At 41.6% G+C, this 26,204-nt stretch carries 27 protein-coding genes; 18 read left to right on the top strand and 9 right to left on the bottom strand.

Annotated elements, in window-relative coordinates:
• The first annotated feature begins 6 nt into the window (after positions 1-6).
• Positions 7-408 (top strand): malonate transporter subunit MadL, encoded by a 402-nt coding sequence (gene madL / locus ABZP31_RS08595; protein WP_101162380.1) that lies wholly within the window; start codon positions 7-9, stop codon positions 406-408.
• Positions 409-444: 36 nt separating this feature from the next.
• Entirely contained in the window at positions 445-1,206 is a 762-nt protein-coding gene (gene madM / locus ABZP31_RS08590; RefSeq protein ID WP_248134926.1) for a malonate transporter subunit MadM, read from the top strand.
• 51 nt (positions 1,207-1,257) lie between these two features.
• On the opposite strand, the gene ABZP31_RS08585 is transcribed toward madM, so the two are convergent.
• Together ABZP31_RS08585 and ABZP31_RS08580 are read right to left on the bottom strand one after the other, a co-directional pair.
• Positions 1,258-2,178 carry a LysR family transcriptional regulator gene (locus tag ABZP31_RS08585; RefSeq protein WP_005406275.1) on the bottom strand — a complete coding sequence of 307 codons (921 nt, stop codon included), beginning with the start codon at positions 2,176-2,178 and terminating at the stop codon, positions 1,258-1,260.
• Between the two features lie 216 nt (positions 2,179-2,394).
• A complete protein-coding gene (locus ABZP31_RS08580; RefSeq protein WP_005406366.1) occupies positions 2,395-3,183 on the bottom strand; it encodes a DUF4198 domain-containing protein in 789 nt (262 codons plus the stop codon).
• A 365-nt stretch (positions 3,184-3,548) separates the two neighbouring features.
• Here ABZP31_RS08580 and ABZP31_RS08575 point away from each other — a divergent pair, with 365 nt between their 5' ends.
• Positions 3,549-4,535, top strand: a complete 987-nt coding sequence (locus ABZP31_RS08575; RefSeq protein WP_005406299.1) for an AraC family transcriptional regulator — start codon at positions 3,549-3,551, stop codon at positions 4,533-4,535.
• Between the two features lie 71 nt (positions 4,536-4,606).
• Here the strand turns inward: ABZP31_RS08575 and ABZP31_RS08570 are convergent, their stop codons facing one another.
• The 6 genes from ABZP31_RS08570 to ABZP31_RS08545 all read right to left on the bottom strand — a co-directional run bounded on the left by ABZP31_RS08570 (position 4,607) and on the right by ABZP31_RS08545 (position 11,377).
• Positions 4,607-5,950 carry an MFS transporter gene (locus ABZP31_RS08570; RefSeq protein WP_005026442.1) on the bottom strand — a complete coding sequence of 448 codons (1,344 nt, stop codon included), beginning with the start codon at positions 5,948-5,950 and terminating at the stop codon, positions 4,607-4,609.
• 472 nt (positions 5,951-6,422) lie between these two features.
• On the bottom strand, positions 6,423-7,343 hold the full coding sequence (gene catA, locus ABZP31_RS08565) for a catechol 1,2-dioxygenase (protein WP_367156964.1): 921 nt from the start codon (positions 7,341-7,343) through the stop codon (positions 6,423-6,425).
• Between the two features lie 101 nt (positions 7,344-7,444).
• Positions 7,445-8,479 (bottom strand): anthranilate 1,2-dioxygenase electron transfer component AntC, encoded by a 1,035-nt coding sequence (antC, locus tag ABZP31_RS08560; protein ID WP_034683598.1) that lies wholly within the window; start codon positions 8,477-8,479, stop codon positions 7,445-7,447.
• 10 nt (positions 8,480-8,489) lie between these two features.
• Positions 8,490-8,981, bottom strand: coding sequence for an anthranilate 1,2-dioxygenase small subunit (gene antB, locus ABZP31_RS08555; protein ID WP_005019796.1), 492 nt, complete (start codon positions 8,979-8,981; stop codon positions 8,490-8,492).
• 2 nt (positions 8,982-8,983) lie between these two features.
• On the bottom strand, positions 8,984-10,399 hold the full coding sequence (antA, locus tag ABZP31_RS08550) for an anthranilate 1,2-dioxygenase large subunit (protein ID WP_005406280.1): 1,416 nt from the start codon (positions 10,397-10,399) through the stop codon (positions 8,984-8,986).
• Positions 10,400-10,564: 165 nt separating this feature from the next.
• Positions 10,565-11,377 (bottom strand): IclR family transcriptional regulator, encoded by an 813-nt coding sequence (locus tag ABZP31_RS08545; RefSeq protein ID WP_005406484.1) that lies wholly within the window; start codon positions 11,375-11,377, stop codon positions 10,565-10,567.
• A 253-nt stretch (positions 11,378-11,630) separates the two neighbouring features.
• Between ABZP31_RS08545 and ABZP31_RS08540 the strand changes: the two genes are divergently transcribed.
• The 14 genes from ABZP31_RS08540 to ABZP31_RS08475 all read left to right on the top strand — a co-directional run bounded on the left by ABZP31_RS08540 (position 11,631) and on the right by ABZP31_RS08475 (position 25,087).
• Complete coding sequence (locus ABZP31_RS08540) at positions 11,631-11,936, top strand: non-heme iron oxygenase ferredoxin subunit (protein ID WP_005406223.1); 306 nt, start codon at positions 11,631-11,633, stop codon at positions 11,934-11,936.
• Between the two features lie 27 nt (positions 11,937-11,963).
• Complete coding sequence (locus ABZP31_RS08535; protein WP_005406435.1) at positions 11,964-12,263, top strand: recombinase-like helix-turn-helix domain-containing protein; 300 nt, start codon at positions 11,964-11,966, stop codon at positions 12,261-12,263.
• Positions 12,264-12,279: 16 nt separating this feature from the next.
• A complete protein-coding gene (locus ABZP31_RS08530) occupies positions 12,280-13,347 on the top strand; it encodes an aromatic ring-hydroxylating dioxygenase subunit alpha (RefSeq protein ID WP_005406334.1) in 1,068 nt (355 codons plus the stop codon).
• Positions 13,340-14,104: an SDR family oxidoreductase gene (locus ABZP31_RS08525; protein ID WP_151828775.1), complete on the top strand. Its 765-nt coding sequence runs from the start codon at positions 13,340-13,342 to the stop codon at positions 14,102-14,104. The genes ABZP31_RS08530 and ABZP31_RS08525 overlap by 8 nt, the downstream gene beginning before the upstream one ends.
• Positions 14,105-14,115: 11 nt before the next feature.
• Entirely contained in the window at positions 14,116-15,045 is a 930-nt protein-coding gene (locus ABZP31_RS08520) for a VOC family protein (protein ID WP_367156785.1), read from the top strand.
• Positions 15,046-15,075: 30 nt separating this feature from the next.
• A complete protein-coding gene (locus tag ABZP31_RS08515) occupies positions 15,076-16,287 on the top strand; it encodes an FAD-dependent oxidoreductase (protein WP_248134456.1) in 1,212 nt (403 codons plus the stop codon).
• A gap of 42 nt (positions 16,288-16,329) precedes the next feature.
• Entirely contained in the window at positions 16,330-17,553 is a 1,224-nt protein-coding gene (locus ABZP31_RS08510; protein WP_005026429.1) for an MFS transporter, read from the top strand.
• A gap of 23 nt (positions 17,554-17,576) precedes the next feature.
• A complete protein-coding gene (locus ABZP31_RS08505; protein WP_248134458.1) occupies positions 17,577-18,098 on the top strand; it encodes a cupin domain-containing protein in 522 nt (173 codons plus the stop codon).
• A 36-nt stretch (positions 18,099-18,134) separates the two neighbouring features.
• A complete protein-coding gene (locus ABZP31_RS08500) occupies positions 18,135-18,959 on the top strand; it encodes an alpha/beta hydrolase (RefSeq protein ID WP_248134460.1) in 825 nt (274 codons plus the stop codon).
• A 15-nt stretch (positions 18,960-18,974) separates the two neighbouring features.
• Positions 18,975-19,769 carry an SDR family oxidoreductase gene (locus ABZP31_RS08495; RefSeq protein ID WP_248134462.1) on the top strand — a complete coding sequence of 265 codons (795 nt, stop codon included), beginning with the start codon at positions 18,975-18,977 and terminating at the stop codon, positions 19,767-19,769.
• 15 nt (positions 19,770-19,784) lie between these two features.
• On the top strand, positions 19,785-20,576 hold the full coding sequence (locus ABZP31_RS08490; RefSeq protein WP_248122608.1) for an aspartate dehydrogenase: 792 nt from the start codon (positions 19,785-19,787) through the stop codon (positions 20,574-20,576).
• A 13-nt stretch (positions 20,577-20,589) separates the two neighbouring features.
• Positions 20,590-22,056, top strand: coding sequence for an aldehyde dehydrogenase (locus ABZP31_RS08485; RefSeq protein ID WP_248134464.1), 1,467 nt, complete (start codon positions 20,590-20,592; stop codon positions 22,054-22,056).
• 38 nt (positions 22,057-22,094) lie between these two features.
• The gene (locus tag ABZP31_RS08480; RefSeq protein WP_017400629.1) at positions 22,095-23,735 is read left to right on the top strand and encodes a thiamine pyrophosphate-binding protein; all 1,641 of its coding nucleotides are present in this window, start codon (positions 22,095-22,097) and stop codon (positions 23,733-23,735) included.
• Positions 23,736-23,890: 155 nt separating this feature from the next.
• Positions 23,891-25,087, top strand: coding sequence for a hypothetical protein (locus ABZP31_RS08475; protein WP_017400628.1), 1,197 nt, complete (start codon positions 23,891-23,893; stop codon positions 25,085-25,087).
• Between the two features lie 101 nt (positions 25,088-25,188).
• On the opposite strand, the gene ABZP31_RS08470 is transcribed toward ABZP31_RS08475, so the two are convergent.
• The gene (locus ABZP31_RS08470) at positions 25,189-25,392 is read right to left on the bottom strand and encodes a hypothetical protein (RefSeq protein WP_005026418.1); all 204 of its coding nucleotides are present in this window, start codon (positions 25,390-25,392) and stop codon (positions 25,189-25,191) included.
• Positions 25,393-25,531: 139 nt separating this feature from the next.
• Between ABZP31_RS08470 and def the strand changes: the two genes are divergently transcribed.
• Entirely contained in the window at positions 25,532-26,011 is a 480-nt protein-coding gene (gene def / locus ABZP31_RS08465; RefSeq protein ID WP_005026415.1) for a peptide deformylase, read from the top strand.
• The last annotated feature ends 193 nt before the right edge of the window (positions 26,012-26,204 follow it).

Below are 26,204 nucleotides of genomic sequence, written 5' to 3'. Positions count from 1 at the left end.
TTTAAAATGATTATATATGGAACAGCAATTCTGGCAATCTGCCATCTGTTAGGTGATTATCTTGGAAATACTTTAGGCCTGCTGCTGGGTGTAAAGGCTAATGTGGGCGGTGTTGCTATTTCCATGATCCTGTTAATTCTGGCCAAAGAAATCTTGATGAAAAAGGGATATTTGCCTCAAGTAACCCAGTTTGGAGTGCTGTACTGGTCAGGAATGTATATTCCTATCGTGGTCGCAATGTCGGCAGGTCAGAATGTAGTTGCTGCATTATCTGGCGGAATGGTCGGTATCATTGTTGCAGTGACTTCCCTAATAGGCACAGTATTTGTGATTCGTTACCTAAACCGTATGAGTGGTGATTACGAAACTTATAGCTGGTCTATCGAAGCCAAAGAAAAGACTGCCTAATAATAATCAGAATTAATGGACTAAAAAGGAAAAATTATGGATGCACTTATTGCAGTTTTAAGTAAAAATGCACTAGTCACTGCGCTTGCAGTGACAGGGCTGATGATGTTTGTCTCCCATCTGCTTTCAAAATATCTGACTAAAGGTAAGCTGCAGAGCTCGGCTATCGCTATTACGTTAGGGCTGGTCGTCGCCTACTTTGCTGGTGTATATACGCAGGGTACGAAAGGAATTTCAGATATTGCAGTTTTCTCAGGTTTTGCCTTGCTGGGTGGGGCCATGATTCGGGATCTTGCCATTGCTTCAACAGCATTTGAAGTTGATGTGAAAGAAGTGAAAAAGGCTGGGAAAATTGGTTTTATTGCCCTGTTACTGGGCTGTGTAGTGCCTTTTATAATTGGTGCTATGATTGCCTGGGTAATGGGATATAAAGACCCTGTTTCAATGACGACTATCGGAGCTGGCGCAATGACTTATATTGTAGGCCCGATTACCGGTACGGCCATTGGTGCCAGTTCTGAAGTTATTGCGTTGTCTATCGCAATTGGCCTGATCAAATCTGTCTTCTTTATGGTCGGTACTCCTTTACTTGCAAAATTTATGTACCTGAAAAGCCCGCGCTCAGCCATGGTTTTTGGCGGCCTTGCAGGTACCACCAGCGGTACTGCAGCAGGCCTTGCTGGAACAGATGTTCGTCTGGTGCCTTATGGTGCGCTGGTTGCAACTTTTTATACAGGACTGGGATGTCTGCTTGGACCTTCTGTATTTTTCCTGACAATAAATGCTCTTTTTGACTAAAACTGTTAACACCCTCAAATGAGCAATAGCTGAAATAACTCTGTTGCTCAATTATTCAAGCAGATACTGCTGGGCAAACATCCGGCATTCTGCAATCAAGGCCAAAAGATTCGGATCACGTTCTTTACTTTTAAGAAAGACCAGACCTATTTCCTGCTTAATCTGGTACTTCGCCTGTAAAGGAATAAGACGGACCGAGCTTTCATAAATAGATGAAATACGGCCGGGGAGCAGTGCAAGACCAACACCGCTACTTACCATGCTGATTAAAGTAAAAATATCACTAACCTGTAAAAAAACTTTTGGGTCAATTCCTGCCTTCTCAAAGACTGTATCACTATCATGGCGGGTTGCGAAACCTTTTGAAAGTGTCAGGAATGTCTCATCTTTAAGTAAACTCAGATCAATTTCATGTTCTTCGGCGAGCAAAGAGTTTTTATTTACAGCCAAGTAAATACTGTCCTGAAACATAGGTAGCCGTTCAAAATCCAGATCATCTGTGGTGTCATTGAGAGCCACAATAATTGCATCCAGCTCGGTAGATTTTAATTTTTTTACCAGATCCAGATTGGAACTGAGCAGAAGCTGAATATCAAGTTCGCCGCGTCGTAATTTTAAACCGCTAATCACATTTGGTATGGTATTTACTGTAAGTGAATAGAGTGAACCCAAATGCAGGACTTTGGCTGCAAACCCTGCGGCTTCACGGGTTTTATTTACAGTGGTGATCATATCCTGAACAAGTTTTTGTGAATGCTCTTGCAGTACATAAGCACTTTTTAAGGGAATCAGGTTACGGCCTTCATTTTTAAATAACGGACAACGTAGCGCGCTTTCCAGAGAATGCAGTGCTTTGTGTACGCTAACCGTACTGATCTGCATTTCTGCTGCAGTTTTCGACAAATTTCCATAGCGCATGAACATTAGAAATATCTGTATTTTTTTTAGAGTGAGCTCTTCATCAATTTCCATATCTTCTGTTATTTCCAGTATTCAAGACATCCAGCTTTTTTATCATAATGATTTGTATGGAAAATGATATTGAATAAAAGCTTCATTTCAAAAATTTATATATAAACTGATGCACTATCTAATTAAAATTAATAAACACGCATAAAAGAATAATCTATTCAAGGCTAAACCGGGCAATTTTAACTGATCCAGTTTAGCCTTAAGCGGGTTTGCAAATTAGTTTACTGATAAAGAAATAATTTTATAGTACTGGTTAACCGGCTCCGCTTTAGGATTTTGAGTTTCTGTTATCTCAAGCAGGTATTGTCCTGCGGCTGGAAACGTCAGATTTGCTCTACCTTTTAAATCGGTCAGAACAGTTTTTGTATTTTGTTCACTTTGACCTTTTTCCTTTATTACTATTTCTGCTTTAGTTAAAAGCTTATTATTTTTTGAAACTGCTAAGCTTACAGGATGTCCTGCCTTAATATTATTCGGATGACTGGAAAACTTGACTTGGAGGGGAAAATCTATTTTTTCTTTAACTTCAGTCAGTTTGTTTTTCGAGAGATATGTTTCAATACTCCATTCACGAGTCACATTTTTTAATTGAGGTGTTTTCTTGAAATCACCAGGAATAACATAGTCCCGCTCAGCAATACTTTTTTCTTTTCCTTCTGTTGTATCATAAAAAATCTTCCATTCTTTATTATAAAGCGCATATTGCAGCGGATAGGAGACTTTTGACGAGATATAGTATGTTCCGTCAAGTTTTAAAGCTAAGTCAAAAACAGTTGCCGATTTTAATTGAGTATTCGGGGTAACCGTCGTTTGACTTTGATCTGGTTGAGTAATATGAAAGACCACATCTTTTAAAGCATATTCACTGGCAAAAGGAACCTCCGCATAACCGGAAATAACAGGTATTTGAGTATTTTCAGTGATAAATGCTAGAGGCGCTACATAAGGTTCATGTGCGAATACAATGCTGGGTATCAGGGCGACTAAAAAAATATAGTTTTTCATTTTAAGCTTATCAAGGGTTTTTGAGCATAAAGTATATATGAAAATGATTCTTATTTCATAATTTATACTGTCTAACCTGTGAGCTGGTAGAACTATTAAAAATGATTATAAAAGTTATTAACTTTGAATCACTATTAAATTTCATCTAGATAATTATATATTTGATTCTAGCTATAATTTTTCTATTTAAGCTATGCTTTTATAATATTAATTTATACTTTAAAAGTATCATAATAATTTTAATTAAATCTAAAAATTAGTTTTATTTTATGGGGCAGATAATGTACAGTGAATTAATCAGCTTTGTTAAAGCTGGTACAGGAATTGCTTAAAAAACAAGTATGTTTTTAGCTAGGTGAATGGATATGGAATCACTCAGCCAACAGATGGATTTGAATCATTATTCTCGTAAAGCTGATTTTGCGCAAAGCTTGATGTCCCAAATCTGTGGAGAGCACCGTTTAGATACAACATGTCGCGATACTCTTGATTTTCATTATGACGGTTTAAGATTGCCTCATAAACATATGGCCATTGGTACCATCAGCTATGGTGCCAACGTTGCAATTAATATTTCTAAGCTGAGAGCTTATAGCATCAGTTTACCGATTCATGGTAAACAGGCATTGAATGTACATGGGGCAAAATATCTTTCGCATGAGACAAAAGGATTAATTGTTTCAAATGCAGAGTTACAGGACCTGGTCATAGATAAAGACTGTAAAAAAATTCAGGTAGTAATTCCGGAACAGAGCCTGCAAATGGTACTCGCAGACCTTTTAAATAGAAAAGTTGAGCAGCCCGTTATTTTTAATCCTGAAATGTGTCTGGATACGGGCCAGCTTATTGAAGCGTGGTGGAAAAATATACAGAACTTTTTACAGCTTAAGTCTCAATATACAGGTTTTTATGGTTTACAGATGCTGTCTGAAGATTATGAGAATTTTGTGATCAAGGCGCTGCTTTTATCGCAGGAAAATAATTATTCTCATGCATTGAAGGAGCTGTCTCAGCAGCGGGAGCCTTCTTATATTAGCAAAGTTCGGAATTTTATTGTGGCACATGCCCATGAAGAAATTTGTGCTGATGATTTACAGCGTTTAGCTGGTGTATCAAAATCCAAATTATATGAAGAATTCCAGTATTACTACGGAACCAGCCCGATGTCTTATTTGCGTAAATACCGTTTACAGCAAATCTATAAAATTTTAAGTAGTTCAGGTCATCACAGAAAACTTTCGATTTCTAAGCTTGCCTATGATTGGGGATTCAACCATTTAAGTCGTTTTTCTCAGGAATATCGAGAAGAATTTGGTGAAAATCCAAGTGAGACAAAGTCCAGAATTTTATAAACTTCTGGCACCTATAAAAAAGCTGATTTAGATAAAAATCTAAATCAGCTTTTATTTGTAATTTTTATACTCTAGACAGAACCTTCCAGTTTTAATGCCTGTCTGGTTTTTGCTTTTTCCTGCATAACTTTTAAACTTAATGCGATAAAAGAAATAAAGGTTGGAATTGCCAGAATAAAGAAGATGCCGCTCAGGCTCAGGTTAAATGTAAAGATCAGAGAACCGAAGAAAGCACCTAAAATTGCACCGATACGTCCAATTCCATGCATCCAGGAAACTCCCACGGCACGGCAGGCAGTAGGATAAAAGATTGCCGAGAGTGGAAGCAGAGAAGATTGTGCACCTGCCAGTAATGCACCAATCAGAAAGATGGTGATGCCAAGCAGTAAGATATTTGAACTGACCAGACCGGCAATAATCAGTAAGGCAAATGCGCTCAAATATGAGTATTTAATAACAGTGGTTGGGTTCAACTTGTCCATATACCAGCCCATAAGTGTTGCACCAATGACTCCCCCGAATGGGAAGATGGCTGCAATCAGACTGAACTGTTGTGTGGTAAAACCGGCTGTTTTCAAGATGGTTGGCATCCAGCTGGTTAACAGGTAAAACACCAGCAAGCTCATGAAACAGCAAAGCCATAACATGCTAGAGCCCCAAAGATATTTACCTAACACCAGTTTGACTGGACTTTCACTGCTCTGGTTTTCAGCTTGAGTGAGCACCAGTTTGACAGGTTCAGCGAAACATTGGCCCTGAATATTTTCCAGAATATTTTGTGCTTTTTGCTGCTGGTTACGTTTGATCAAGTACTGAGTGGACTCAGGAAGCTTGAATAGAAGAAATGCAACAAGAATAAGAGGAATAGCTCCCCCAATAATAATTACTTTAGCCCAGCCTAGGCTTTCGAGCAAATAAGCAGAAAGTACCCCACCACAGGAAATACCCAGCATAAAACCACAGCCAGCCAGACCGGTTAAAAAGGCTTTACGTTTAACGGGCATGTATTCAGATACAATCGTACTAATATTTGGCATGGCTGCTCCTAAACCCACACCAGTAATGAAACGATAAATCATTAGTTCCTGAGTAGTGCTGGCAAAGCCACATAACACGGTAAAAATCCCGAACAGTAAAGTGGTCAATACAATTACTCCTTTACGTCCAAATTTATCTGCCATTGGACCAGAAATAATGGCACCAATTGACATACCGACTAATGCTGCACTTAATACAGGCGCCAGCTGTGGTTTACTGATGCCCCAGTCATCCAGTAATGCGGGTGCGATAAAACCAATAATGCCAGTATCTAATCCATCGCAAAAGAAGACCAGAAAACCCAGAGTGAATACGACCCATTGCAAGGGTGAAAGTTTGTCACGGTTAATTACAGTATTTGCATCTATTGTCTTCATACTGATTCCTTTCAAAATATAAAATGATGACACTCAAATTGTTGAATCTGGTTCATGCGGTACAGATCAAAATTTCTATAGAATGTATTAAAAAATAGAATTCGATTATTTTTATCAGCCTCATTATTGAGACTGCCCCAAAACCTTGACCATTACAGATCAATAACGCTTAAATCTTGTTGCCAGTGATCTGTTCAATCTCCTGTAAACTGACTAAATGTTTTTAGTTCATTACAGGATATAGCTATAAACGCTCTTTCCAATTGAACTCTTTTTAGCCATATTTCACTATCCAATAAATCCTGATATTCATCCGTTTTTTCCATATTGTTTTATCGGGTGATATTTATGAGTTAAAAAATAAAGTAAACATATAATTTAAGGTAAAAACCTGAATTAATTGAAAATTGGAATATAAGTATTTTTAAGAAGAAAAAAATCTGAGCCAGAAATTCTGGCTCAGATGAAGATATTAAGCGGCTACACGGCGTCGTTCAACTTCACTAGAAGGAGCAGCTTCTGCTTCTTTCACGAGCTCAACATTAAAAGTGATGTACTTGAATGGCTTGTCCAGTTCGCGACGGGCTATTTCAGCTTCATCAGTCACATCTGTTGCTGTCGCAACCAGTCCGTCACGGGTAGCAAAGGCAAAGTCATCCCACAGATACTCGTCACCTTCGATATTGAACTGTGTGGTGAGCTTGCGGTAACCCGGTGCCGATACAAAATAATGCACATGAGAAGGGCGGTTACCATGACGGCCGAGCTTGTTTAAAAGCGCCTGAGTAGTGCCTTCTGGCGGGCAGCCATAACCTACCGGCATGGTGGTCAGGGCAACATATTTACCATTCACATCTGTAAGGATGGTACGGCGCAGGTTAAAGTCGGACTGGGACTTGTCAAAGAATGAATAGTTCCCCAGGCTGTTGGCATGCCAGACTTCTACCTTGGCTCCTTCAATAATATTGCCCTGTGTATCAGTAACTGTGCCTTCAATGATCAGGGTGTCGACCTTATCGGACTCGGAGCCGTCATCCATACGTGCAAAGCCGACAGACTCAGGGGCACCGGCCACATAGAGCGGGCCTTCGATGGTACGGGGAGTGCCGCCAGTGATACCGGCCTTGGCATCTGCCTCATCGGCACGCAGGTCGAGGTAGTGTTCAAGACCGAGCCCGGCAGCGAGCAGGCCGAGTTCATTGGTATGGCCTGCATCGGTCAGGTATTCGAGGCCTTTCCAGACTTCAGAGGGCTGGATGTCGAGGTCTTCGATGGCTTGGAACAGATCCCCGAGCAGGCGGACGACGACCTGCTGAATGCGCTCATCGACCGGGCCTTTGGCGGTATCGACATTCATTTGTTTTACGAGCGCATCAATTTGTTGACGGTTCATACTATCACTCCTTAAGTATGTATAAGACGCTAACGGGGGCTGACGAGAGACCAGCCTCTGAAAAAACATCTTGTTGTTATCTTTCCTTGGTACAACTTGTTTTATGGGCTATGGCTGGTATTACTCTGTAAAAATTTTTCGCTATAAATTCGATAATCCTGCAACTCTTCAATATCCAGCCAGCTTTTAACTGCCTCAATCATGGGTGGAGGACCACACAGGTACATATCAAATGCCTGCTCAGCGAGCTGGTCTCTATTTAAATGCTCCTGAATATAGCCAGTTTTTCCTGTCCATGTACTTGAAGCTTTAGTCACAATCGGCTGATAACTAAAGTTGGGAATACGTTCAGCATAACTCTGCAGCCGCTGCTGTTCACATAAATCAGCTTCACTATTTACACCATAAAATAGCTGAACGGCAGGTGTGTTAGGCTGTTCTGCGATATTGTCGAGCATACCCAAAAAGGCTGAAAGTCCGGTTCCACCAGCGATAAAAACCAGTGGACGTTCTACTTCGCGCAAATAAAAGCTGCCTAAAGGAGCTTCCATCATTAAGGTTTGACCAACCTCACAGCGCTCACGTAAGTAATTGCTCATTACTCCATCCGGCAACAACCGGATTAAAAACTGTAGCTGGTTAGAGTGATTTGGCCGGTTGGCAAAAGAATAAGAGCGCCAGTCTGGTGTGCCTGGAATCTGTAAGCGTGCATATTGTCCTGGCAAAAACTGTAACTGTTCCTTATGTATGCTGGCATCAAGGTGTAAAATTGCAGTTGTTTCAGAAACCAGCTCAACAGCAGTGACCGTGGTGGCAAGCTTGAGCGTGTCACCTGCATTACAGATATTTGAGTTATGGTCAAAATAAAAAGCAGCATTTGACATGACCCGGGTCTGACAAGCCAGCATTTTACGCTCAGCGAGATCCCGCTCGCTTAACGCATCTTCATCAACATAATCCTGCTCGTAAATGCCAGTTTCACACTGTCCCTGACAGGTGCCACATACACCTTCACGGCAGTCTAAGGGGAGGTTGATTCCCTGACGAACAGCCGCATCCAGCAATAGCTCGTCATCATTTACCGAGATAAAAAAAGTTTTACCATCTGCAAAGTTGAGTGCAACAGAATGCCCCATGTGTCACTCCTTATACATGATAAAAGTCGAGTACGGAATCAATCTTGTCATTAAGCAAGATAGTGTGCTGACGACGGATCCGAAACGTTTCTTCAGTTTTGCGCAGAATATAAGTTGCATGTCCGTAGAAACAGCCTTCCAGACCTTGACGGTTGTAGAGGGTCTGCCAGACAACATTTGCCTGAATTAAACCATCCTCAAGCATCTTGACCCGTATATTGTTAATACTGTGCAAAGTACGTGGCAGAGGAGTTGCAGATGCTGCTTTACCTGTACGGATACGGAATACCCGGTCTTCTAGTCCTGAACGGTCTGCATAATAAATATAAGACAAGCCCTGATTTGGATCCTGTACATAGGTATGGTCATCTATCCACTGTGGAATATGATATTCGCTGTCTTCATCATATAACTCGAGATAGTCATCCCATTCATAGGCATCACAAAGCTCTGCCTTACGGTAAAGAAATTGAGAAACGGCGAAATGGAGTTCTTGAGACATGATTACACCTCATCCGTTACAGTATGATTTTCATGAGTAATATCATGCAATTTTAAAGCTTTCTTTTTCAGGCCGTCTAACATTAACTGTTGCCAGTGACCATGCTGGTTCACATAAAGTCCTTCATGCGTGAATTCACGCCCGGTAATGACAGGCTCAATAGCCAAGTCCTGTGAATTCTGGGTAGGGCCATAACACCACGTATGGTGGCCACGTGAAATATCGCTCCAGCGTTCCAGACGTGCTTGGAAACCTTTCTGCTGTTCACGGAACTCGACCAGATCGTCGGGAGTACCTAGGCCGGATACATTAAAGAAATCTTCAAACTGACGAATGCGGTTACGACGAGCTTCGGCTGACTCTCCTTTGACCCCAATGCACTGACTGATTACTTCTGTCTTGTTCCAGGCGACCGGGCGTACGATTCGTAACTGCGAGCTGATCTGGTCCATAAAAAACAGACTTGGATAGAGGTTTAAGTTTCTGAGACGGTGCATTGCCCACTCAGCACGTTTTGGACCATACTTCTCGACCAGATAGGGCATGACTGTCTCATATCCAGGGCGGACCGTCGGGTTCGGCATATCACTAAATAAAACGCTATGACCGTTTTTAAAGCTAAACCAGCCATCATCAGTTTCATTATCACCCGCACCCAGCTTGCTATAATCAAGAGTATCAAGGTCACTACCTTTGGCTGCATTGACCTGCTGGCGATGCTGTACAGTCGAAACATAATTGTAGTGAACAGTACTGACATGGTAGCCATCTAGGCCATTTTCATTTTGCAGTTTCCAGTTACCTGCAAAAGTATAAGCCGACTTACCCTGTAACACTTCCAGTTCACCGGTAGGTGACTGCTCGACCATCAGGTCGAGAAATACTTTGGCATCACCTAAAAAGTCTTCGAGGCTATCTGTAGCCTGCACATCCAGACTAACAAATACAAAACCACGATAGCTGGCAATCCGGCCCTGCTTTAGACCACGACTGGATTTGTCAAAATCTTCACAATATTCACTTGGTGCTTTAACCTTAACCAGACGACCATCGGACTTATAGCACCAGGCATGGAACGGGCAGGAGAAAGTAGACTGATTGCCTTTGGCAACCCTGGTTAATGTTGCTCCACGATGTTCACAGGCGTTAACCATAGCATGCAGTTCACCCTCACCATCACGGCTGATGATGATAGGCTGTCGGCCAATCTGAACAGTTAGAAAGTCATGGTTATTGGGAATTTCACTCTCATGACAGGCATAAATCCATACTTTTTCAAAAATGAATTCCATTTCAAGATCAAACAATTCTGGCTGCGTGAACATATCACGCGCTATACGGAAAACCCCGTCATTTGGACGAAAATCAATGCATCCTGCAACGAAATCCTGCCATTCAGTTACGCTACGTGAGGCCATTTTGTAATACTCCATTCAATCAGCACTTTTCTTGATTGAACCGCGATTACCATTTGGCCTCTATCCGATTTTTCCAGAACTTTATCCAGTTTTTGCAGAAACGTCTTTAAAGCACTATATATGCAAATAAAAGAAGAATTCAGCGATGATATAACTTGCTTGAGATCAATAAATAAATTTTGAAATTTTATTGGCAGATGCAGTAACCAGATTCGCAATTTTGTCTTTAAATACATTTTCATCATAAGTACTAAGAGGACAGCTCACTGATAAAACTGCAACCATTTCCTGTTTAGACTGTTTAAAGATAGGAGCAGCACAGGCAGCCATATCATGATTAAAATGACCCCAGCTCACCATAAATTTTTGTTCACGTACTAAATCAAGTCTAGCTAGTAACTCTTTTAAATTTTTAGGTGTGCGCTCGGAAAAGGACTTCCAGTCCTGAAATTTGCTATAACGCTGCCGTACCTCGTTCTCAGGCAAACTTGAAAGTAGATATTGTCCAATTACTGTAGCATGAGCTGGCCATCGGGTTCCCACCTGTAAAGTACTCGTAAATGCCCCAATAGCCTGAACATTATGAATAAAAATAATGTGTGTTCCTTCAAGAACAGACAGATGTGCAGCAACCTGAGTTTGGTCCCGCAGTTCTTTCATGATAGGTGTAGCAAGATCGGTCAGCGAAAGTTTGGACAAGCTGTTAAATCCGAGCTCCATAACTTTTGAGTCTAGGGCATAGGTCTTGGCACTGGCTTTTCTAAGATAACCTGATGCCTCAAGCGTGTAGATCAGGCGAAAAGCGCTCGAACGGTTCACATTTAGAATCTCTGCAATTTCAGAGATAGTCATTTCACTTGCTTCCTGATTAAAAGCCTGCAAAACAGCCAGCCCTCGGACTAGGCCTGGTACCAGATATCGTTCCTCATTCTTATTGTTTGAAAGGTCTTCAGTTGTATCGTCTAGTGCAACAGTCATGATGAAATTACTCAAACCAGTAAATTTTAATATCGTTTCAGGTTCATTGTAATGTTAAAGAATAATTAAAACAATTTTTACATATAAAACTTTTGATTCTATTTAAAACAAAATTATTTTAATAAAAATCTTAAATATTTGATTATTAGTAAAATATAAAATTTGACATAAAAAATAATTTAAGGGTATTCTTTTATAAAGTTTCTTATATTAAATATTGTTTTATATACAAAACAAAATGAGGGCGTAAGGTATGAGTTGGATCTCAGTTTGTCAGCAGGGTGACGTTAGCGAAGATGAGCCGAAAGCCATCGAAGTTGAAGGGAAAAAAATTGGTATTTTTTTTGTCGATGAAAATTACTTTGCTATCGAAAATGTTTGCCCTCATGCGTATGCCTTATTAACTGAAGGATTTATCGAAGATCAGACTGTTGAATGTCCATTGCACGAAGCAATTTTTGACATTCAGACAGGTGAGCTAAAAAGTGGACCAGGGTGTAGAAACCTATGTACGTACCCGGTTCGTGTTGAAGGACAGGATATTCAAATTCAACTCTAGTCCTCACATGTACAAGGAAGCAGAACAATGAAGACATTTAATGAAAAGTTGGCAAGCTGGATTCATGCAACGCCGGCAACCGAAGCAGGTATCAACAATATTCAAGTTCCAGGTCAATCTGAATTGTTGGTTTGGCAGACACGTTATAAAGAACCAACCCTCTACGAACAGGATTTTGTAAAGAACTTGATACAGGTATTTTCTGCGGGCGCAACTGAGTTAGATGAGGTTGTTTCTGCCCTTAATCAACAGGGTTTCCGCAGTGAATCTGGTGATGAATGGACTTCTGCAAGCTTTACAGAAGAAATGCAACGTTTAGGTTATTGATTCAGGGAAGAATAAAATGAACGCAATCGTATCAACTTCACAAAGCGCTGAAGAATATTTAGAACTTGGTTTACGTGACCAATGGCATCCGGTTTTAGCAAGTTGGGAAGTGGCTGCTAATCCAGTCGGAATTACCCGTTTGGGTGAAAACATTGTGGTTTGGCGTGATGCCGAAGGTCAGGTTCATGCACTTGAAGATCGCTGTCCACACCGCGGTGCTCGTCTTTCCCTTGGTTGGAACTTAGGCGACCGAGTTGCTTGTTGGTATCACGGTGTTGAAGTTCGTGCTGATGGTGTGGTTGCTGATGTGCCAGCAGTTCATGAATGTCCAATGACTGGAACTAAATGTTTAAAGAACTATCCGGTCATTGAGCAACATGGTGCAATCTTCATCTGGTTTGATCTTGATGCAAATGAATCGCCAAAACCGCTTGAGTTTCCAGAGCAACTTGCAAGCGAAGAGTGGAGTGCGTTCCTTTGCCAAGCAGACTGGAAAGTAAACCATCAATACGCGATTGATAACGTGATGGACCCAATGCATGGGACCTATTTACACGCGACATCGCACTCGATGGCAGATGGTGAACGTACCGCAGAGATGAAACACCGCACAACTGAAAATGGTTTTGTTTTTGAAAAAGAAGGCCAAACAGGTGTGAACTTTGACTGGGTTGAATATGGTTCAACAGGTGCAAGCTGGTTACGTCTTTCAATTCCTTATCGTAAACAATTTGGTCCAGGTGGCGAATTCTGGATTGTGGGTTATGCAACACCGATTGATGCCAACAATACTCGTGTATTTTTCTGGCGCTGCCGTAAGGTAAGTGGATGGCAACGTAATGTATGGCGCTTCTTATATCGCAATCATTTAGAACAGTTGCATTGGGATGTATTGGAACAAGATCGCATTATTTTAGAAAACCTTGCACCAAATGCACGTGCAAGAGAATTCTTATATCAACACGACGTTGGGCTTGCACGTTTACGCCGCTTAATGAAGAAAGAAGCCGAGAAGCAATTAAAGAAAATTGCTGCGCTAAATGCATCAAACCGTATCGAGATGCAGGAAGAAGCTCATGGCTAATGTAGCGTTGCTGCAAGGCAAAAAAGTTTTAGTGACTGGTGCTGCGCGTGGTTTAGGCCGAGATTTTGCTCAAGCCATTGCTGAGGCTGGTGCTGAAGTTGTAATGGCAGATATTTTATCTGATCTCGTGCAACAAGAAGCACAAGCCTTACAAAAACAAGGACTCAATGTCTATTCAGTCACTGTTGACCTTGCCAATGCAGTTTCTATCGAAAATACTGTCACAAAAAGCGTTGAGCTATTAAATGGTTTAGATGGCCTTGTGAACTGTGCTGCGCTGGCAACTAATGTGGGTGGAAAAAATATGATTGATTACGATCCTGAACTTTGGGATCGGGTCATGAATATTAATGTGAAAGGCACATGGCTCATTAGTAAGGCATGCGTTCCACATTTAAAGCAATCGGCCGCCGGCAAGATTATTAATGTTGCGTCAGATACAGCACTTTGGGGCGCACCGAACCTGATGGCTTATGTTGCAAGTAAAGGTGCAATTGTTGCCATGACACGTTCAATGGCAAGAGAGTTGGGACAGTTCAATATCTGTGTCAACACCTTGTCACCGGGCCTTACTCTGGTTGAAGCAACCGAGTATGTGCCACAGGAACGTCACGATTTATATGTCAACGGAAGAGCGATTCAACGTCAGCAACTTCCACAAGATTTAAATGGAACAGCATTGTATCTACTGTCGGATTTGTCCTCTTTTGTGACAGGTCAAAATATTCCGGTCAATGGCGGTTTTGTCTTTAACTAAGGAGTAGTCAAATGATTACAGGGATCGAGATTTTAAAGTTTGGAGTTGAAGATAGAGCCGCTTCAAACAAGTTTTTAGCAGATTTTGGTTTAAGCCAAAGTAGTTCGGATATTGAAGGTACTGATCTTTACCAAACCCAAAATGGTAGCAAAATTTATTTATTTAATTGCGATGATGAGCGTTTGCCGACTGCTATTGAGCAAGGTTCAACTTTACGTGAAGTCACGTGGGGTGTTGAAAGTAATCAAGACCTTGAAAATTTGGCAGCTCATTTGGCCGATGTAGACGGTTTTAAACGTACTGAAACAACTGTTCAGTGTCTTGACCCCAATGGTATGACCATTCGTTTTGAACAAAGTTTTGTAAAAGAAGTACCAGAACTTAAAACGCAAGGCATTAACCAATACGGTAATATTCAACGTGTGAATGCCGCAAGTCCTGTCTATGAAAAAGGACAGCCTGTTGCGATTGGACACGTGGTATTTTTTACTCCTGATCTGGCAACCACCGAAAAGTTTTACATTGAAAAATTAGGCTTTCATTTATCTGATGCCTACAAAAAACGTGGTGCATTCTTACGTTGCCGCGGTGAAGGTTATCACCACGATTTATTCTTACTTAGCGTTCCAAATAAACCTGCTGGCCTGAACCACGTTGCGTTTGTTGTTCGTGATATTCATGAGGTAATTGGGGGCGGTTTACATATGAACCGTTCAGAGTGGTCGACCTTTATTGGGCCAGGACGTCATCCAATTTCTTCTGCTTATTTCTGGTACGTCAACTCACCATTGGGCGGTGCATTTGAGTATTACACCAATGATGACTATCTGACAGAAGAATGGCAGCCACGTACAGAAGAACACTGCCTTGAACTTTTTACCGAATGGGCAATCGAAGGCGGTTTGGATAACACTACTCGCCGTCAGGTGAAGTCTTTGTAAAAAAATGCCTGAGCCAAGGAGAGCAGAATCATGGAAAGAATTGTAATTGTGGGAGCCGGACAAGCTTCTGGCTGGGCCGTAAGCACATTACGCCAAAATGGATTTTCGGGTGAGATTCATGTGGTCTCTAATGAAGATCAGGTCTTCTATGAGCGGCCACCCCTCTCTAAACAGGTCCTGTCTAGAGAGGCTGATTATGAAAGCCTAAGCTTATTTTCAGCCGATCAAATTGAGAGCTTTAATATTCAGTGGCACAAACCGGCTTTTGCTACACAGCTAGACCGTCAGCACAAACAGGTCATACTGCAAGATGGTAAAACTCTACCTTATGACAAGTTACTGATTGCTACAGGCAGCCGAGCACGTATACCAGTAAAAACCTGGCAGTTTATTCCTAATGTACTGACTTTACGAAATGTACAGGACTGTGAATCTTTGGCTGAACGTTTAGGAAAGGCAAATAAGGTAGCAGTGGTGGGTGGTGGGTGGATTGGTCTTGAAATCGCCGCTACTGCACGAAAACAGGGCAAGCAAGTGCATGTTTTTGAATATGGAGACCGGTTGTGTGCACGTAGTGTCAGTCCAGAAGTTTCCAGTGTTTTAAAACAGATTCATGAACAGCAAGGTACGGTGATTCATTTAGAGAGTAAGCACTTGCATCTGGTTGAGGCGTATCAGCAAAAAGTAGAGGTTGTTAATTATCCTCAGGCCAGTGAACTCTTTGATTGTGTCGTTGTAGGAGCTGGTGCAGAAATTGCAAAAGAGCTAGGCAGCAACGCAGGTCTGGATGTGAAAGATGGGATTGTAGTGAACTATTTTGGGCAAACCTCAGATCAGGACATTTATGCCGCAGGAGACGTCGCGATCCATCCTGGTTTGGGCTATTGCATTCAGTCTTGGGCGAATGCGCAGAATCAGGCTATAGCGGCCGCCAAGTCAATGCTCGGAATAGCAACTGAATATAACGATATTCCATGGCTCTGGTCGGATCAGTATCACTTTAATATCCAGATTTTAGGAAATTATCAACCTGAAAAAACTAAAAAAGTGATCATTCGTCAAGGTGGTGAAAACCAGGTGAGCTATTTATATCTGGACCATGAAAATCTTTTGCTGAACATGGTTGCCATTAATGATTCTAAACTGGTCAAACTGGCAAAACGCTGGATTCAGTCTGAAACCCAGCTTAACCCTGAACAATTACAAGATCCTGAATTTAATGTCATGAAATTAAAACTTTAGACATAGAATCCGGCACTCATTACTAGACTCAAGGAAAGACATATGAGTAATGAAGAAAAAAATGGATTAAAGCACTGGCTTCCAGCTTTTGTCCTGATGGTATGTGTAGTACTGGCATTTTTCGACAAGATCAGTATCGCAGTTTTGTTTTCCGATGCGCATTTCCAGGATGCGATGGGGATCGCAGGTGACAAGGCAAAGCTGGGCTGGCTGATGACCAGTTTCTTGCTGGCTTATGGTTTTTCATCTGTATTTTTGAGTTTTCTGGGCGATATTTTTAATCCTAAAAAAATGCTGTTCTGGAGCGTAGCTGCATGGGGCATACTCATGCTCTTTATGGGATTTACCACCAGCTACGCAGGAATGTTATTTCTACGCGTATTGTTGGGGCTTGCAGAAGGACCACTCTTTGCGCTGGCATATACCATCGTTAAACAGACCTATACAGACCGGCAGCAGGCACGCGCCTCTACCATGTTTTTACTTGGTACTCCAATTGGCGCATTTCTAGGCTTTCCAATTACTGCCGCGGTACTGGCTAATCACGACTGGCATACCACATTCTTTGTAATGGCTGGACTTACGATTGTTGCTTTACTGGCTATTGTATTTGGATTACGTAATCTGCAACTCAAGAAAACCATTGAACTAGAAGCTGGTGCTAAGCGCATCAATTTTCAAGGGCATATTGCAAACACTAAATTCCTGTTACAGAACAGTTCGTTCTGGCTGGTATGTATATTCAATATCGCCTTAATGACTTATCTCTGGGGGTTAAATAGTTGGGTCCCGTCTTATCTCATCCAGGATAAGGGCTTTAATCTTAAAGAATTTGGTGTTTATTCAAGCTTTCCGTTTATTGCCATGCTGGTTGGTGAAATCATTGGCGCCTTTCTTTCAGACAAACTGGGACGTCGTGCTGTCCAGGTCTTTAGCGGTTTGCTGGTAGCCGGAATCTTTATGTATGTCATGGTTCTGATGACTAATCCAATTCTAATCATTGCTGCGATGTCTTTAAGTGCTATGGCTTGGGGCTTTGGTGTCGCTGCTGTATTTGCCTTGCTTGCCCGCGTGACAACTGCAGATGTCGGTGCAACTGCGGGTGGAATATTTAATGGTCTTGGCAATTTTGCAAGTGCAATTGCGCCTGTACTGATCGGTTACATCGTGATGCAAACACATAGTTTTAATTTGGGAATTACCTTCTTGGCTGCGGTCGCTGTCATTGGGTCGTTGTTCTTGGTTCCTCTTTTAAAACGTTATTAATTCACTGTATAGGAGTTTAAAAAATGACTACACAACAATTCGAATCATGGGTACAACCAGAGGGTGCTTCTTTAGAAGACTGGTTAAACACACGTATTGCTCGCTTTGAGACACGTAAATATGACTTCGATGCTTTGAAGTTCCAAGCAGATTACGACCCGAAATATCGCCGTGCACAAATGCGTTACATGGGTACGGGTGCAACAGGTGTCGTAAATGACGGTAACACCGTTCCGGCAGAAAACTTCACATTTTCAACCATGGTTCTGCCACCACAGTGTGAAGGCCCTTTGCACATTCACCACGACGTTGAAGAAGTATTTTTTATGCTTCGCGGTGAAATTGATTTGTTTATTGAGCACAACGGCGAAAAATTTGAGACCCGTTTAAAAGAGCGTGACCTGATTTCAATTCCACCGGGGATCTATCGTGGTCTATTTAACCCAAGTCAAGAAGATGCCTTGATGTGTGTGATGTTAGGAACAGGTAAACCAACCATTCCGAACTATCCACCAGAGCATCCGTTATCTCAAATCAAACGTTAATTGTTTGATGAAGTGAATGAAAGGAACGAATTGAAAATGATGACACTCATTGAAAAGTTAGCAGAATTTCCGGTGAAAACCGTTACTATTCAAGGCCAGCAGCAAGCCTATCGGGAAGCCGGTCAGGGCGAGTACCTTGTGCTGTTGCATGGCATTAGTTCAGGTTCTGCTTCATGGGTAAACCAACTTGAAGTGCTGTCTCATCATTTTCATGTCATTGCTTGGGACGCACCAGGCTATGGCAAATCAGCTGAACTTTTAACGGATCAACCGAATGCGACCGACTACGCAAAGCGTTTGGCAGCATTATTCGATGTTTTAAAAATTGAAAAAGCAATTGTGGTCGGACACTCATTAGGTGCCTTACAGGCCAGTGCATTTGCTGCACTTTACTCAGAGCGAGTGGAACACTTGGTTGTTGCTAACTTGGCACAAGGCTACCAATGCCACGATGAGCAAACACAAATTCAGGTTTTTGAAAAAAGACCAAAAATGTTGAAAGAATTCGGAGCTAAAGGAATGGCCCAAAGCCGTGGACCTCATTTGATTTATAAACAAGAGCCACAGGCCTTAGCTTTAGTTTCAGAGGTGATGCAGCAGTTGACCCTACAAGGTTTTACCCATGCATCGTACTTACTGGCATATGACGAAATACGTAATTATTTAACCGATTTAAAAGTCCCCTGCACAGTCATTGCAGGGCAGCAAGATCAAATCACTCCTGCGTTAGGTATACAAGAGCTTGCTCAGGAATTGCAGTTGGAACAGTGCTTCGTCATAGAAGATGCAGGACATTTAAGTTATGTCGACCAACCGCAAGCATTTAACCAAATTATGTTGACGATTCAGGAACAATCGTAAGAGAGATTAAGGATTATGAGCTTCCAAGTTGAAGGAAAAGTTGCAGTTGTTACCGGTGGCTCATCTGGGGTTGGGCTGGCTGCTGTTGAAATACTGGTTGCAGAGGGTGCAAAAGTTGCTTGGTGTGGTCGCGATGAAGAACGTTTAAATGCTTCAAAGTACTATATTTTAGAAAAATTTCCACATGCCAATATTTTTACCAAAGCATGTAATGTGTTGAAAAAAGAGGAAGTTCAGCAATTTGCTAAAGAGGTCAGACTCAATTTGGGCAATGTAGACATGCTCATTAACAATGCTGGGCAAGGTCGTGTTTCAAATTTTGAAAATACGCAAGATGAAGACTGGATGAAAGAAATTGAGCTGAAATATTTCAGTGTTTTACATCCGGTAAGAGCTTTTCTTGACGACTTAAAACAGTCGGCAAATGCCTCAATTACCAATGTGAACTCATTACTGGCATTGCAACCGGAACCACACATGATTGCGACGTCATCTGCACGCGCTGCACTGTTGAATTTAACCCATTCGTTGGCGCATGAGTTTACTCAATATGGTGTTCGTGTGAACTCGATTTTACTAGGTATGGTGGAATCTGCGCAGTGGAAACGCCGTTATGAAACCCGTTCAGATTTAAATCTGTCATGGGAAGAGTGGACAGGCAATATCGCAAAAAATCGCGGTATCCCAATGCAACGTTTAGGTCGCCCAGAAGAACCTGCACGTGCTTTAGTTTTCTTGGCATCACCATTGGCATCTTACACCACAGGTTCGGCGATAGATGTCTCAGGTGGTTTTAACAAACATTTATAAATATCAGGTGCTGTCATGAAAAAGTTGATGATGATTGGTTTTGGCGCAATGGCAGCAGAAGTGTATGCCCACTTGCCTCAAGATCTGCAACTTAAATGGATTGTCGTGCCATCTCGTAGCATTGAGAAAGTTCAATCACAAGTCTCATCTGACATTCAGGTGATTTCAGATATTGAGCAATGTGATGGTACGCCAGACTATGTCATTGAGGTGGCAGGTCAAGCAGCAGTGAAAGAACATGCTCAAAAAGTTTTAGCGAAAGGCTGGACCATTGGTCTGATTTCGGTGGGTACTTTAGCTGATAGCGATTTTTTGGTTCAGCTTAAGCAAACTGCCGAAAAAAATGATGCCCATCTGCATTTACTTGCAGGGGCTATCGCAGGCATTGACGGTATTTCTGCGGCTAAAGAAGGTGGTTTGCAAAAAGTCACTTACAAAGGCTGTAAAAGCCCAAAAAGCTGGAAGGGCAGTTATGCAGAGCAATTGGTCGATTTAGACCATGTTTCAGAACCTACGATCTTTTTTACTGGAACTGCCCGTGAAGCTGCGACCAAATTTCCTGCCAATGCCAACGTTGCAGCAACCATTGCACTTGCAGGGCTTGGAATGGATGAAACCATGGTTGAGTTAACTGTTGATCCAACGATCAACAAAAACAAACACACCATTGTGGCAGAAGGTGGTTTTGGACAAATGACCATTGAACTGGTGGGCGTACCGTTGCCAAGTAACCCGAAAACATCAACTTTGGCTGCGCTTAGCGTGATTCGTGCTTGTCGCAACAGTGTAGAAGCAATACAGATTTAAGAAGGATTTGATCATGGCAAAGGAAATTTATATTGCAGGTGAATGGCGATTAGGCCGTGGTGCAGTCATTCAAAGCCTGTTTCCGGCAGATCAGTCGGTAAACGCTGAGCTTTCAACAGCAACGCTTGAAGATGTAAATGAAGCAATTGAAAAAGCGGATCAGGCTTGGCGTCATCCGAGCTGGAGAAACAGCTTGCCGCATGAGCGCGCGCGTATTCTCTACAAAGTTGCAGACATTATTGAAGCGCGTGTAGATGATTTATCGAAATTACAAACACGTGATAATGGTAAGCCTTTAACCGAAACTCGTGGTTTGGTCATGAGTGCTGCGGCGACTGCACGTTATGTTGCAGCGGCATGTGAAACAATGAATGATGAGCTCACCACTCAACGTGCTCCAGACTTTATGACCATGAGCGTGCATGAACCAGTGGGTGTTGTAGCAGCCATTACCCCTTGGAACTCTCCAATTGCGAGTGAAGTTCAAAAGCTTGCTCCAGCTTTGGCAGCAGGAAATGCCGTGGTGTTAAAACCAGCAGAAGCAACTTCACTCATTGCTTTAGAGCTTGCCAAAATTTTTGAAGAAGCAGGTTTACCAAAAGGCTTACTCAGCGTGCTAGTGGGTCGTGGTTCGGTAATTGGGGATGCCATTGCTCAACATCCATTGGTTCGTAAAATTTCTTTTACAGGTGGAACAACCACGGGGCGTCATTTAGCTCATATTGCCGCAGATAAACTGATTACTACTTCGCTTGAGTTAGGTGGTAAGTCACCAACCATCATTTTGCCAGATGCAGATGTCGAACTGGCTGCTAAAGGTGTCGCGTACGGTATTTTTAGCTCGGCAGGCCAAGCGTGTATTGCAGGTTCTCGCTTGTTTATTCATAGCAGTCTTTACGATCAGTTTTTAACACGTTTGGTTGAAATTACCAAAGGCTTACGTGTGGGCCATCCGGAACAGGCTGGTGTGCATTTAGGGCCACTAGTGAATGACAAACATTTGCAGTCCGTTGACCGTTATGTGCAGCTTGCCAAAAGCGAAGGTGGTCAGGTTCTGATTGGTGGTGAAGCACTTACCACTGGTGACTATGCCAAAGGAAGCTATTACTTACCAACCATTATCACGGGCTTAAATAACAGTGCTCAAACCTGTCAGGAAGAAATTTTTGGCCCTGTTTTAGTCGTTATGAAATATGACAATGAGCAAGATTTAATTGCCCAAGCCAATGACAGTTGTTTTGGTCTTGCCGCAGGTATTTGGACTGAAAGCTATCGCAAAGCTTGGCGTATAGCACGTGCCTTAGAAGTGGGAACGGTATGGATTAATACCTACAAAAAATTCTCGATTAGTGCGCCGTTTGGTGGCTTTAAAGACAGTGGGATTGGGCGCGAAAAAGGCCGTTTGGGCATTTTATCGTACATGCAACAAAAGAGTATTTATATGGGGCTGAATGAACAGCCTAACCCTTGGTGCGATTAATAAATTCAAGGACTGAAAACAAATTTTGAGGAACAGACATGACTGAACGTGTAAATGTAGGCGAAGCAATCGCAAGAGTATTAGAAGCGCACCAAGTTGATAGTATTTATGGTGTTATCTCCATCCACAATTTACCCATTGCCGATGCAGTAGGGCGCCGTGAAAAAATGCGCTTTGTCGCAGCCCGTGGTGAAGCGGGTGCGGTTACTATGGCAGATGCACACTCACGCTTTAAAGGCCTAGGTGTAGCGTTAACCAGTACGGGTGCTGGCGCAGGTAATGCAGTGGGTTCACTCATTGAAGCAATGAATGCAGGTAGTCCTGTATTGCATTTAACAGGTCAAGTTGAGCGTGAATATCTCGACCGTGATGCAAGCTTCATTCATGAAACTAAAGACCAACTTACATTCTTACGTGCATCAAGCAAAGCGGCGTTCCGTATTACCAGTCCAGACAATGCCGTTGGTGTGATTCGTGAAGCCATCCGTGTCGCAACTACAGTTCCAATGGGACCGGTAAGTGTTGAGCTGCCGATTGATGTGCAGGCAGCAGAAATTGATTTGCCACTTAACTTAGGGGCAGTCAAAGCACTTGAGTTACCACAGGCAGAGCAAGCAGAAATTGATCTTCTTGTCAGTGAAATCAAAAAAGCAAAACGTCCAATTTTCTGGATTGGTGGTGGAACTTTAAATAGCGTTGCTGAAGTGAAAGCAATTGCAGATTTAGGTATTCCAGTTGTGTCGTCTACACATGGTCGTGGGGTATTGCCAGATGATCATCCACGTAGTTTAGGTGCTTTCCATAACTCGGCAGGTGTGGAGCAATTATTAAAAGATGCTGACCTGATGGTTGTGGTGGGTTCTCGTTTACGTAGTAATGAAACTAAAACTTATTCGGTTGAATTCCCTGAAAACATTATTCAGGTAGATGCCAACCCGGTGGCTCAGCAACGTAATTACAAAATCCGCAACTTCATTTGTGGCGATGCGAAAGATGTCCTAACACGTGTGTTAGAGCAGCTTCAAGGAACTTCAAAAATTGATGCCGATTACGATGCTGCTGTAGTCGCGGCTAAACAGGCTGCAATTGATGCACTACACAAGCAAATCGATCAGTACGCTTTAATTTGTGACTACTTACGTGCAGCTTTACCTCAAGACGGTATTTTTGTACGTGACATCACCATGTCGGGCAGTACATGGGGCAGTCGTTTATTTCCTGTACAGGCACCAAACCAAAACATCCACTCACTTGCGGGTGCAATTGGTTTAGGTCTTGCAACAGCAATTGGTGCTTCGGTTGCTAACCCTGACAAAAAAGTAATTGGTTTAGTCGGCGATGGCGGCTTAATGCTGGGTATTGGTGAAATCGCAACCATGGTGCAAGAAAATACCAACATGGTCTTAATGATTATGAATGACGGTGGTTATGGCGTAATGCGTGGCATTCAAAATAACTACTTTGGTGGCCGCCAGTATTTCAATGAATTGCACACACCTGACTACAAACTCCTTGGCGAATCAATGGGTGTGAAAAGCTGGAAAGTCGGTAGTGCAGATGAGTTTAAAACGGTTATTCAAGAAGCTGTTGCTTTTGAAGGGCCAACCGTGATTGAGCTCGATATGAACTCGATTGGACCATTAAACTTTGCGGGTCCACCGCAAAAGAAACTGTATTAACCAGTTTGGATGGTTTAGTACATATGCTATGGGAGCTGCTAAGCCATCCTTTTTTTAGATAAATTTTTTTGTCTAAAAAACAATAAAAACGAAGTTTTACAGGTAAAGCAAATAAAGTTCCAGCAGGACGCTGGAACTCAATCAAGGATGTAGAGATGAAAAAGACTTCATTAATCATGGCATTCATTGCACCGCTTACGCTGGGGATAAGTGTAAATGTATTTGCAAAAGATTCATTGCTTGAATGGAAAAGTGCTGACGGCACCGACTCATTAAAGTTAGGTGGATTGGTTCGTTTAAATCAGCGCTATGAGAGTTGGGATAGCCCTAACCGTGGAATAGGTAAACTTGATTTTGATATTTTTAGAATTGATTTAAAAGGTACTTTTGATGATGCATATCTAAACGCGAGTTATATCATTCAGGATCAGGAAAAAACATCAATTGAAAAGGCATATGTTGGTTATAACCTAGATGTCAATAACAGCATTGAAGCGGGTCTGGTTTATAAACCTTTTACGATTTATCCCTATCCGCAAAATGGCTGGACTTACCACATTCCATTTTTTTTAGGTTATGGCAACAATATTGCACCGGGGATTAACTGGAATTATCACGACAAAGATTGGGATGTAAAACTCGGTTATTACCCGCAAATGTTAGAAACGAACTTGCGTTATTCACCTGAGAGTGCAACTTATGATGACTTGGCAGGGAATGCATTTCCATCTCAAAAAGCCTATCAAAATGAAAAACGTCATCAGGTTAATACTCGCATTGTTCGCAAGTTAGAAACTGATTTTGGTAAACAGGAGTTTGGTATATCGGGTGCAATTGCACAATTACATAATAATATTACCGATAAAGACGGCAAATATTATGCAGTCGGTTTGCATACTGAAAACAACTATAAGCGCTTTAACTTACAAAGTTCGGTCATTCACTATCAGTACGATGCTAAAAATCCGGATGGTGTAAATAGTGATATGACTTTGATGGGGGCAAACGGTTTAACGCCGGCATACTTTATAGCCTCTGAAGGTACAGTTACGAGTTTAAATCTGGCCTACACATTGCCGGTTAAAGATTTTGGGAAATTAAAAGCTATTCGTTTTTATAACGATTATAGCTATTTAGATAAAGCTCGTAATGACTGGTCCGATTCACAAATGAATACAACAGGAATGATGTTTATTGCATCACCATTTATGGTTTGGGCAGATTATACGTGGGGTAAAAACTCCAATATTATTGGTGGTTCAACTAACTCAACAGGCTATACCTCTGCAACTTCACCAAATAGTGATAAATGGCTATACCGTATTAATTTAAATCTTGGATTTACTTTTTAAACTACTAAAAGGATTAAAGGCCAAGCTTAAAAAATGGCCTTTAATTTTATTAATGGCTTAAAAATAGATGAATCTGTCAAGAACTCTATTATATTTAAAAATTAATAACGCAGGAAATAAGGTAAAACGGCAAGCACTAAACCAATACCGCCCAACAGGAAAAGATTCTCTACAAAATAGGGAAAAATGATCAATATCAGGCCGCAGACTAAGGGAACAGTCATACTCTGTTTCCTGCCATATAAGAAATAGCCTAAACCAATAGAGCTAAAGAGCACTCCAAGCAACAGTTGTGTAGCGGTCATAAACTTAACCGATAATATTCTATATTTATTTTATAATACGAGAAATTGAAGAGGGAATGTAGCTGCTTCCGTCATTTTTAATTTATTGTAAATCAAAATATAAATGTCTATTAATCGCAGGGAGAAAGAGGGATGAGGGATGAGTATCAGCTTGCCAGTAGCCCAGCGTGGTGAAAAAGTTTTAACTTTAAAAGCTGCAGAAGTTTCAGAAAATGAATTTAACACTGAATGGCTAAGGCAGCTTGCTCAAGCTATGCACACGACTATGCTTGAGCAAAATGGAGTAGGAATTGCAGCACCACAGGTCTATATCTCTAAACGTATTATTATTGTAGCATCACGCTCTAATCTACGTTATTCCGATGCACCGGAAATGGAGGCAGTAGTGATGGTGAACCCGGAAATATTAGAATTTTCCAGAGAAACTTGTATGGGAGAGGAAGGCTGCCTGAGTGTACCGGATGTGCGGGGTACTGTAGAGCGGGCTGAGACAGTTAAGCTGCGTTATTTAACTTTAGAGGGTGAACCAGTAGAAACAATATATAAAGGTTTCCCCGCCCGGATCATACAACATGAGATTGATCATCTGAACGGAATTTTATTTGTCGAGCGGTTATAGTAATCCAATGGTTCATCTTAGAATTCTATATTTATAAATATAAAATTAATTATATAGAAATAAATTTTTAAAATAGCCTAAGTATAAAAATCTGTTTTTATAAATATTTACGTCTACAATTTTTTGAAATGGGTAGGTTCACGTAAAAATATTGATTCTAATTTTTAGAACTCCTGAGTCATAAAATACAGTA

The organism is Acinetobacter sp. FL, from assembly GCF_040744925.1.
Taxonomy (GTDB): domain Bacteria; phylum Pseudomonadota; class Gammaproteobacteria; order Pseudomonadales; family Moraxellaceae; genus Acinetobacter; species Acinetobacter radioresistens.
Note: the sequence above shows the minus strand (reverse complement) of the source record. Positions and strands in the feature narration are given on the sequence as shown.

Bases quoted from the DNA above. Each gene is read 5' to 3' on its own strand.
- def (WP_005026415.1), top strand. From the start codon at position 25,532: ATGAGTATCAGCTTGCCAGTAGCCCAGCGTGGTGAAAAAGTTTTAACT.
- ABZP31_RS08585 (WP_005406275.1), bottom strand. From the start codon at position 2,178: ATGGAAATTGATGAAGAGCTCACTCTAAAAAAAATACAGATATTTCTA.
- ABZP31_RS08475 (WP_017400628.1), top strand. From the start codon at position 23,891: ATGAAAAAGACTTCATTAATCATGGCATTCATTGCACCGCTTACGCTG.
- ABZP31_RS08535 (WP_005406435.1), top strand. From the start codon at position 11,964: ATGAAGACATTTAATGAAAAGTTGGCAAGCTGGATTCATGCAACGCCG.
- ABZP31_RS08580 (WP_005406366.1), bottom strand. From the start codon at position 3,183: ATGAAAAACTATATTTTTTTAGTCGCCCTGATACCCAGCATTGTATTC.
- ABZP31_RS08530 (WP_005406334.1), top strand. From the start codon at position 12,280: ATGAACGCAATCGTATCAACTTCACAAAGCGCTGAAGAATATTTAGAA.
- ABZP31_RS08485 (WP_248134464.1), top strand. From the start codon at position 20,590: ATGGCAAAGGAAATTTATATTGCAGGTGAATGGCGATTAGGCCGTGGT.
- ABZP31_RS08500 (WP_248134460.1), top strand. From the start codon at position 18,135: ATGATGACACTCATTGAAAAGTTAGCAGAATTTCCGGTGAAAACCGTT.
- ABZP31_RS08470 (WP_005026418.1), bottom strand. From the start codon at position 25,392: ATGACCGCTACACAACTGTTGCTTGGAGTGCTCTTTAGCTCTATTGGT.
- antA (WP_005406280.1), bottom strand. From the start codon at position 10,399: ATGGCCTCACGTAGCGTAACTGAATGGCAGGATTTCGTTGCAGGATGC.
- ABZP31_RS08570 (WP_005026442.1), bottom strand. From the start codon at position 5,950: ATGAAGACAATAGATGCAAATACTGTAATTAACCGTGACAAACTTTCA.
- ABZP31_RS08510 (WP_005026429.1), top strand. From the start codon at position 16,330: ATGAGTAATGAAGAAAAAAATGGATTAAAGCACTGGCTTCCAGCTTTT.
- ABZP31_RS08505 (WP_248134458.1), top strand. From the start codon at position 17,577: ATGACTACACAACAATTCGAATCATGGGTACAACCAGAGGGTGCTTCT.
- ABZP31_RS08575 (WP_005406299.1), top strand. From the start codon at position 3,549: ATGGAATCACTCAGCCAACAGATGGATTTGAATCATTATTCTCGTAAA.
- ABZP31_RS08540 (WP_005406223.1), top strand. From the start codon at position 11,631: ATGAGTTGGATCTCAGTTTGTCAGCAGGGTGACGTTAGCGAAGATGAG.
- ABZP31_RS08480 (WP_017400629.1), top strand. From the start codon at position 22,095: ATGACTGAACGTGTAAATGTAGGCGAAGCAATCGCAAGAGTATTAGAA.
- madM (WP_248134926.1), top strand. From the start codon at position 445: ATGGATGCACTTATTGCAGTTTTAAGTAAAAATGCACTAGTCACTGCG.
- ABZP31_RS08490 (WP_248122608.1), top strand. From the start codon at position 19,785: ATGAAAAAGTTGATGATGATTGGTTTTGGCGCAATGGCAGCAGAAGTG.
- ABZP31_RS08525 (WP_151828775.1), top strand. From the start codon at position 13,340: ATGGCTAATGTAGCGTTGCTGCAAGGCAAAAAAGTTTTAGTGACTGGT.
- ABZP31_RS08495 (WP_248134462.1), top strand. From the start codon at position 18,975: ATGAGCTTCCAAGTTGAAGGAAAAGTTGCAGTTGTTACCGGTGGCTCA.
- ABZP31_RS08545 (WP_005406484.1), bottom strand. From the start codon at position 11,377: ATGACTGTTGCACTAGACGATACAACTGAAGACCTTTCAAACAATAAG.
- ABZP31_RS08520 (WP_367156785.1), top strand. From the start codon at position 14,116: ATGATTACAGGGATCGAGATTTTAAAGTTTGGAGTTGAAGATAGAGCC.
- catA (WP_367156964.1), bottom strand. From the start codon at position 7,343: ATGAACCGTCAACAAATTGATGCGCTCGTAAAACAAATGAATGTCGAT.
- antC (WP_034683598.1), bottom strand. From the start codon at position 8,479: ATGGGGCATTCTGTTGCACTCAACTTTGCAGATGGTAAAACTTTTTTT.
- ABZP31_RS08515 (WP_248134456.1), top strand. From the start codon at position 15,076: ATGGAAAGAATTGTAATTGTGGGAGCCGGACAAGCTTCTGGCTGGGCC.
- madL (WP_101162380.1), top strand. From the start codon at position 7: ATGATTATATATGGAACAGCAATTCTGGCAATCTGCCATCTGTTAGGT.
- antB (WP_005019796.1), bottom strand. From the start codon at position 8,981: ATGTCTCAAGAACTCCATTTCGCCGTTTCTCAATTTCTTTACCGTAAG.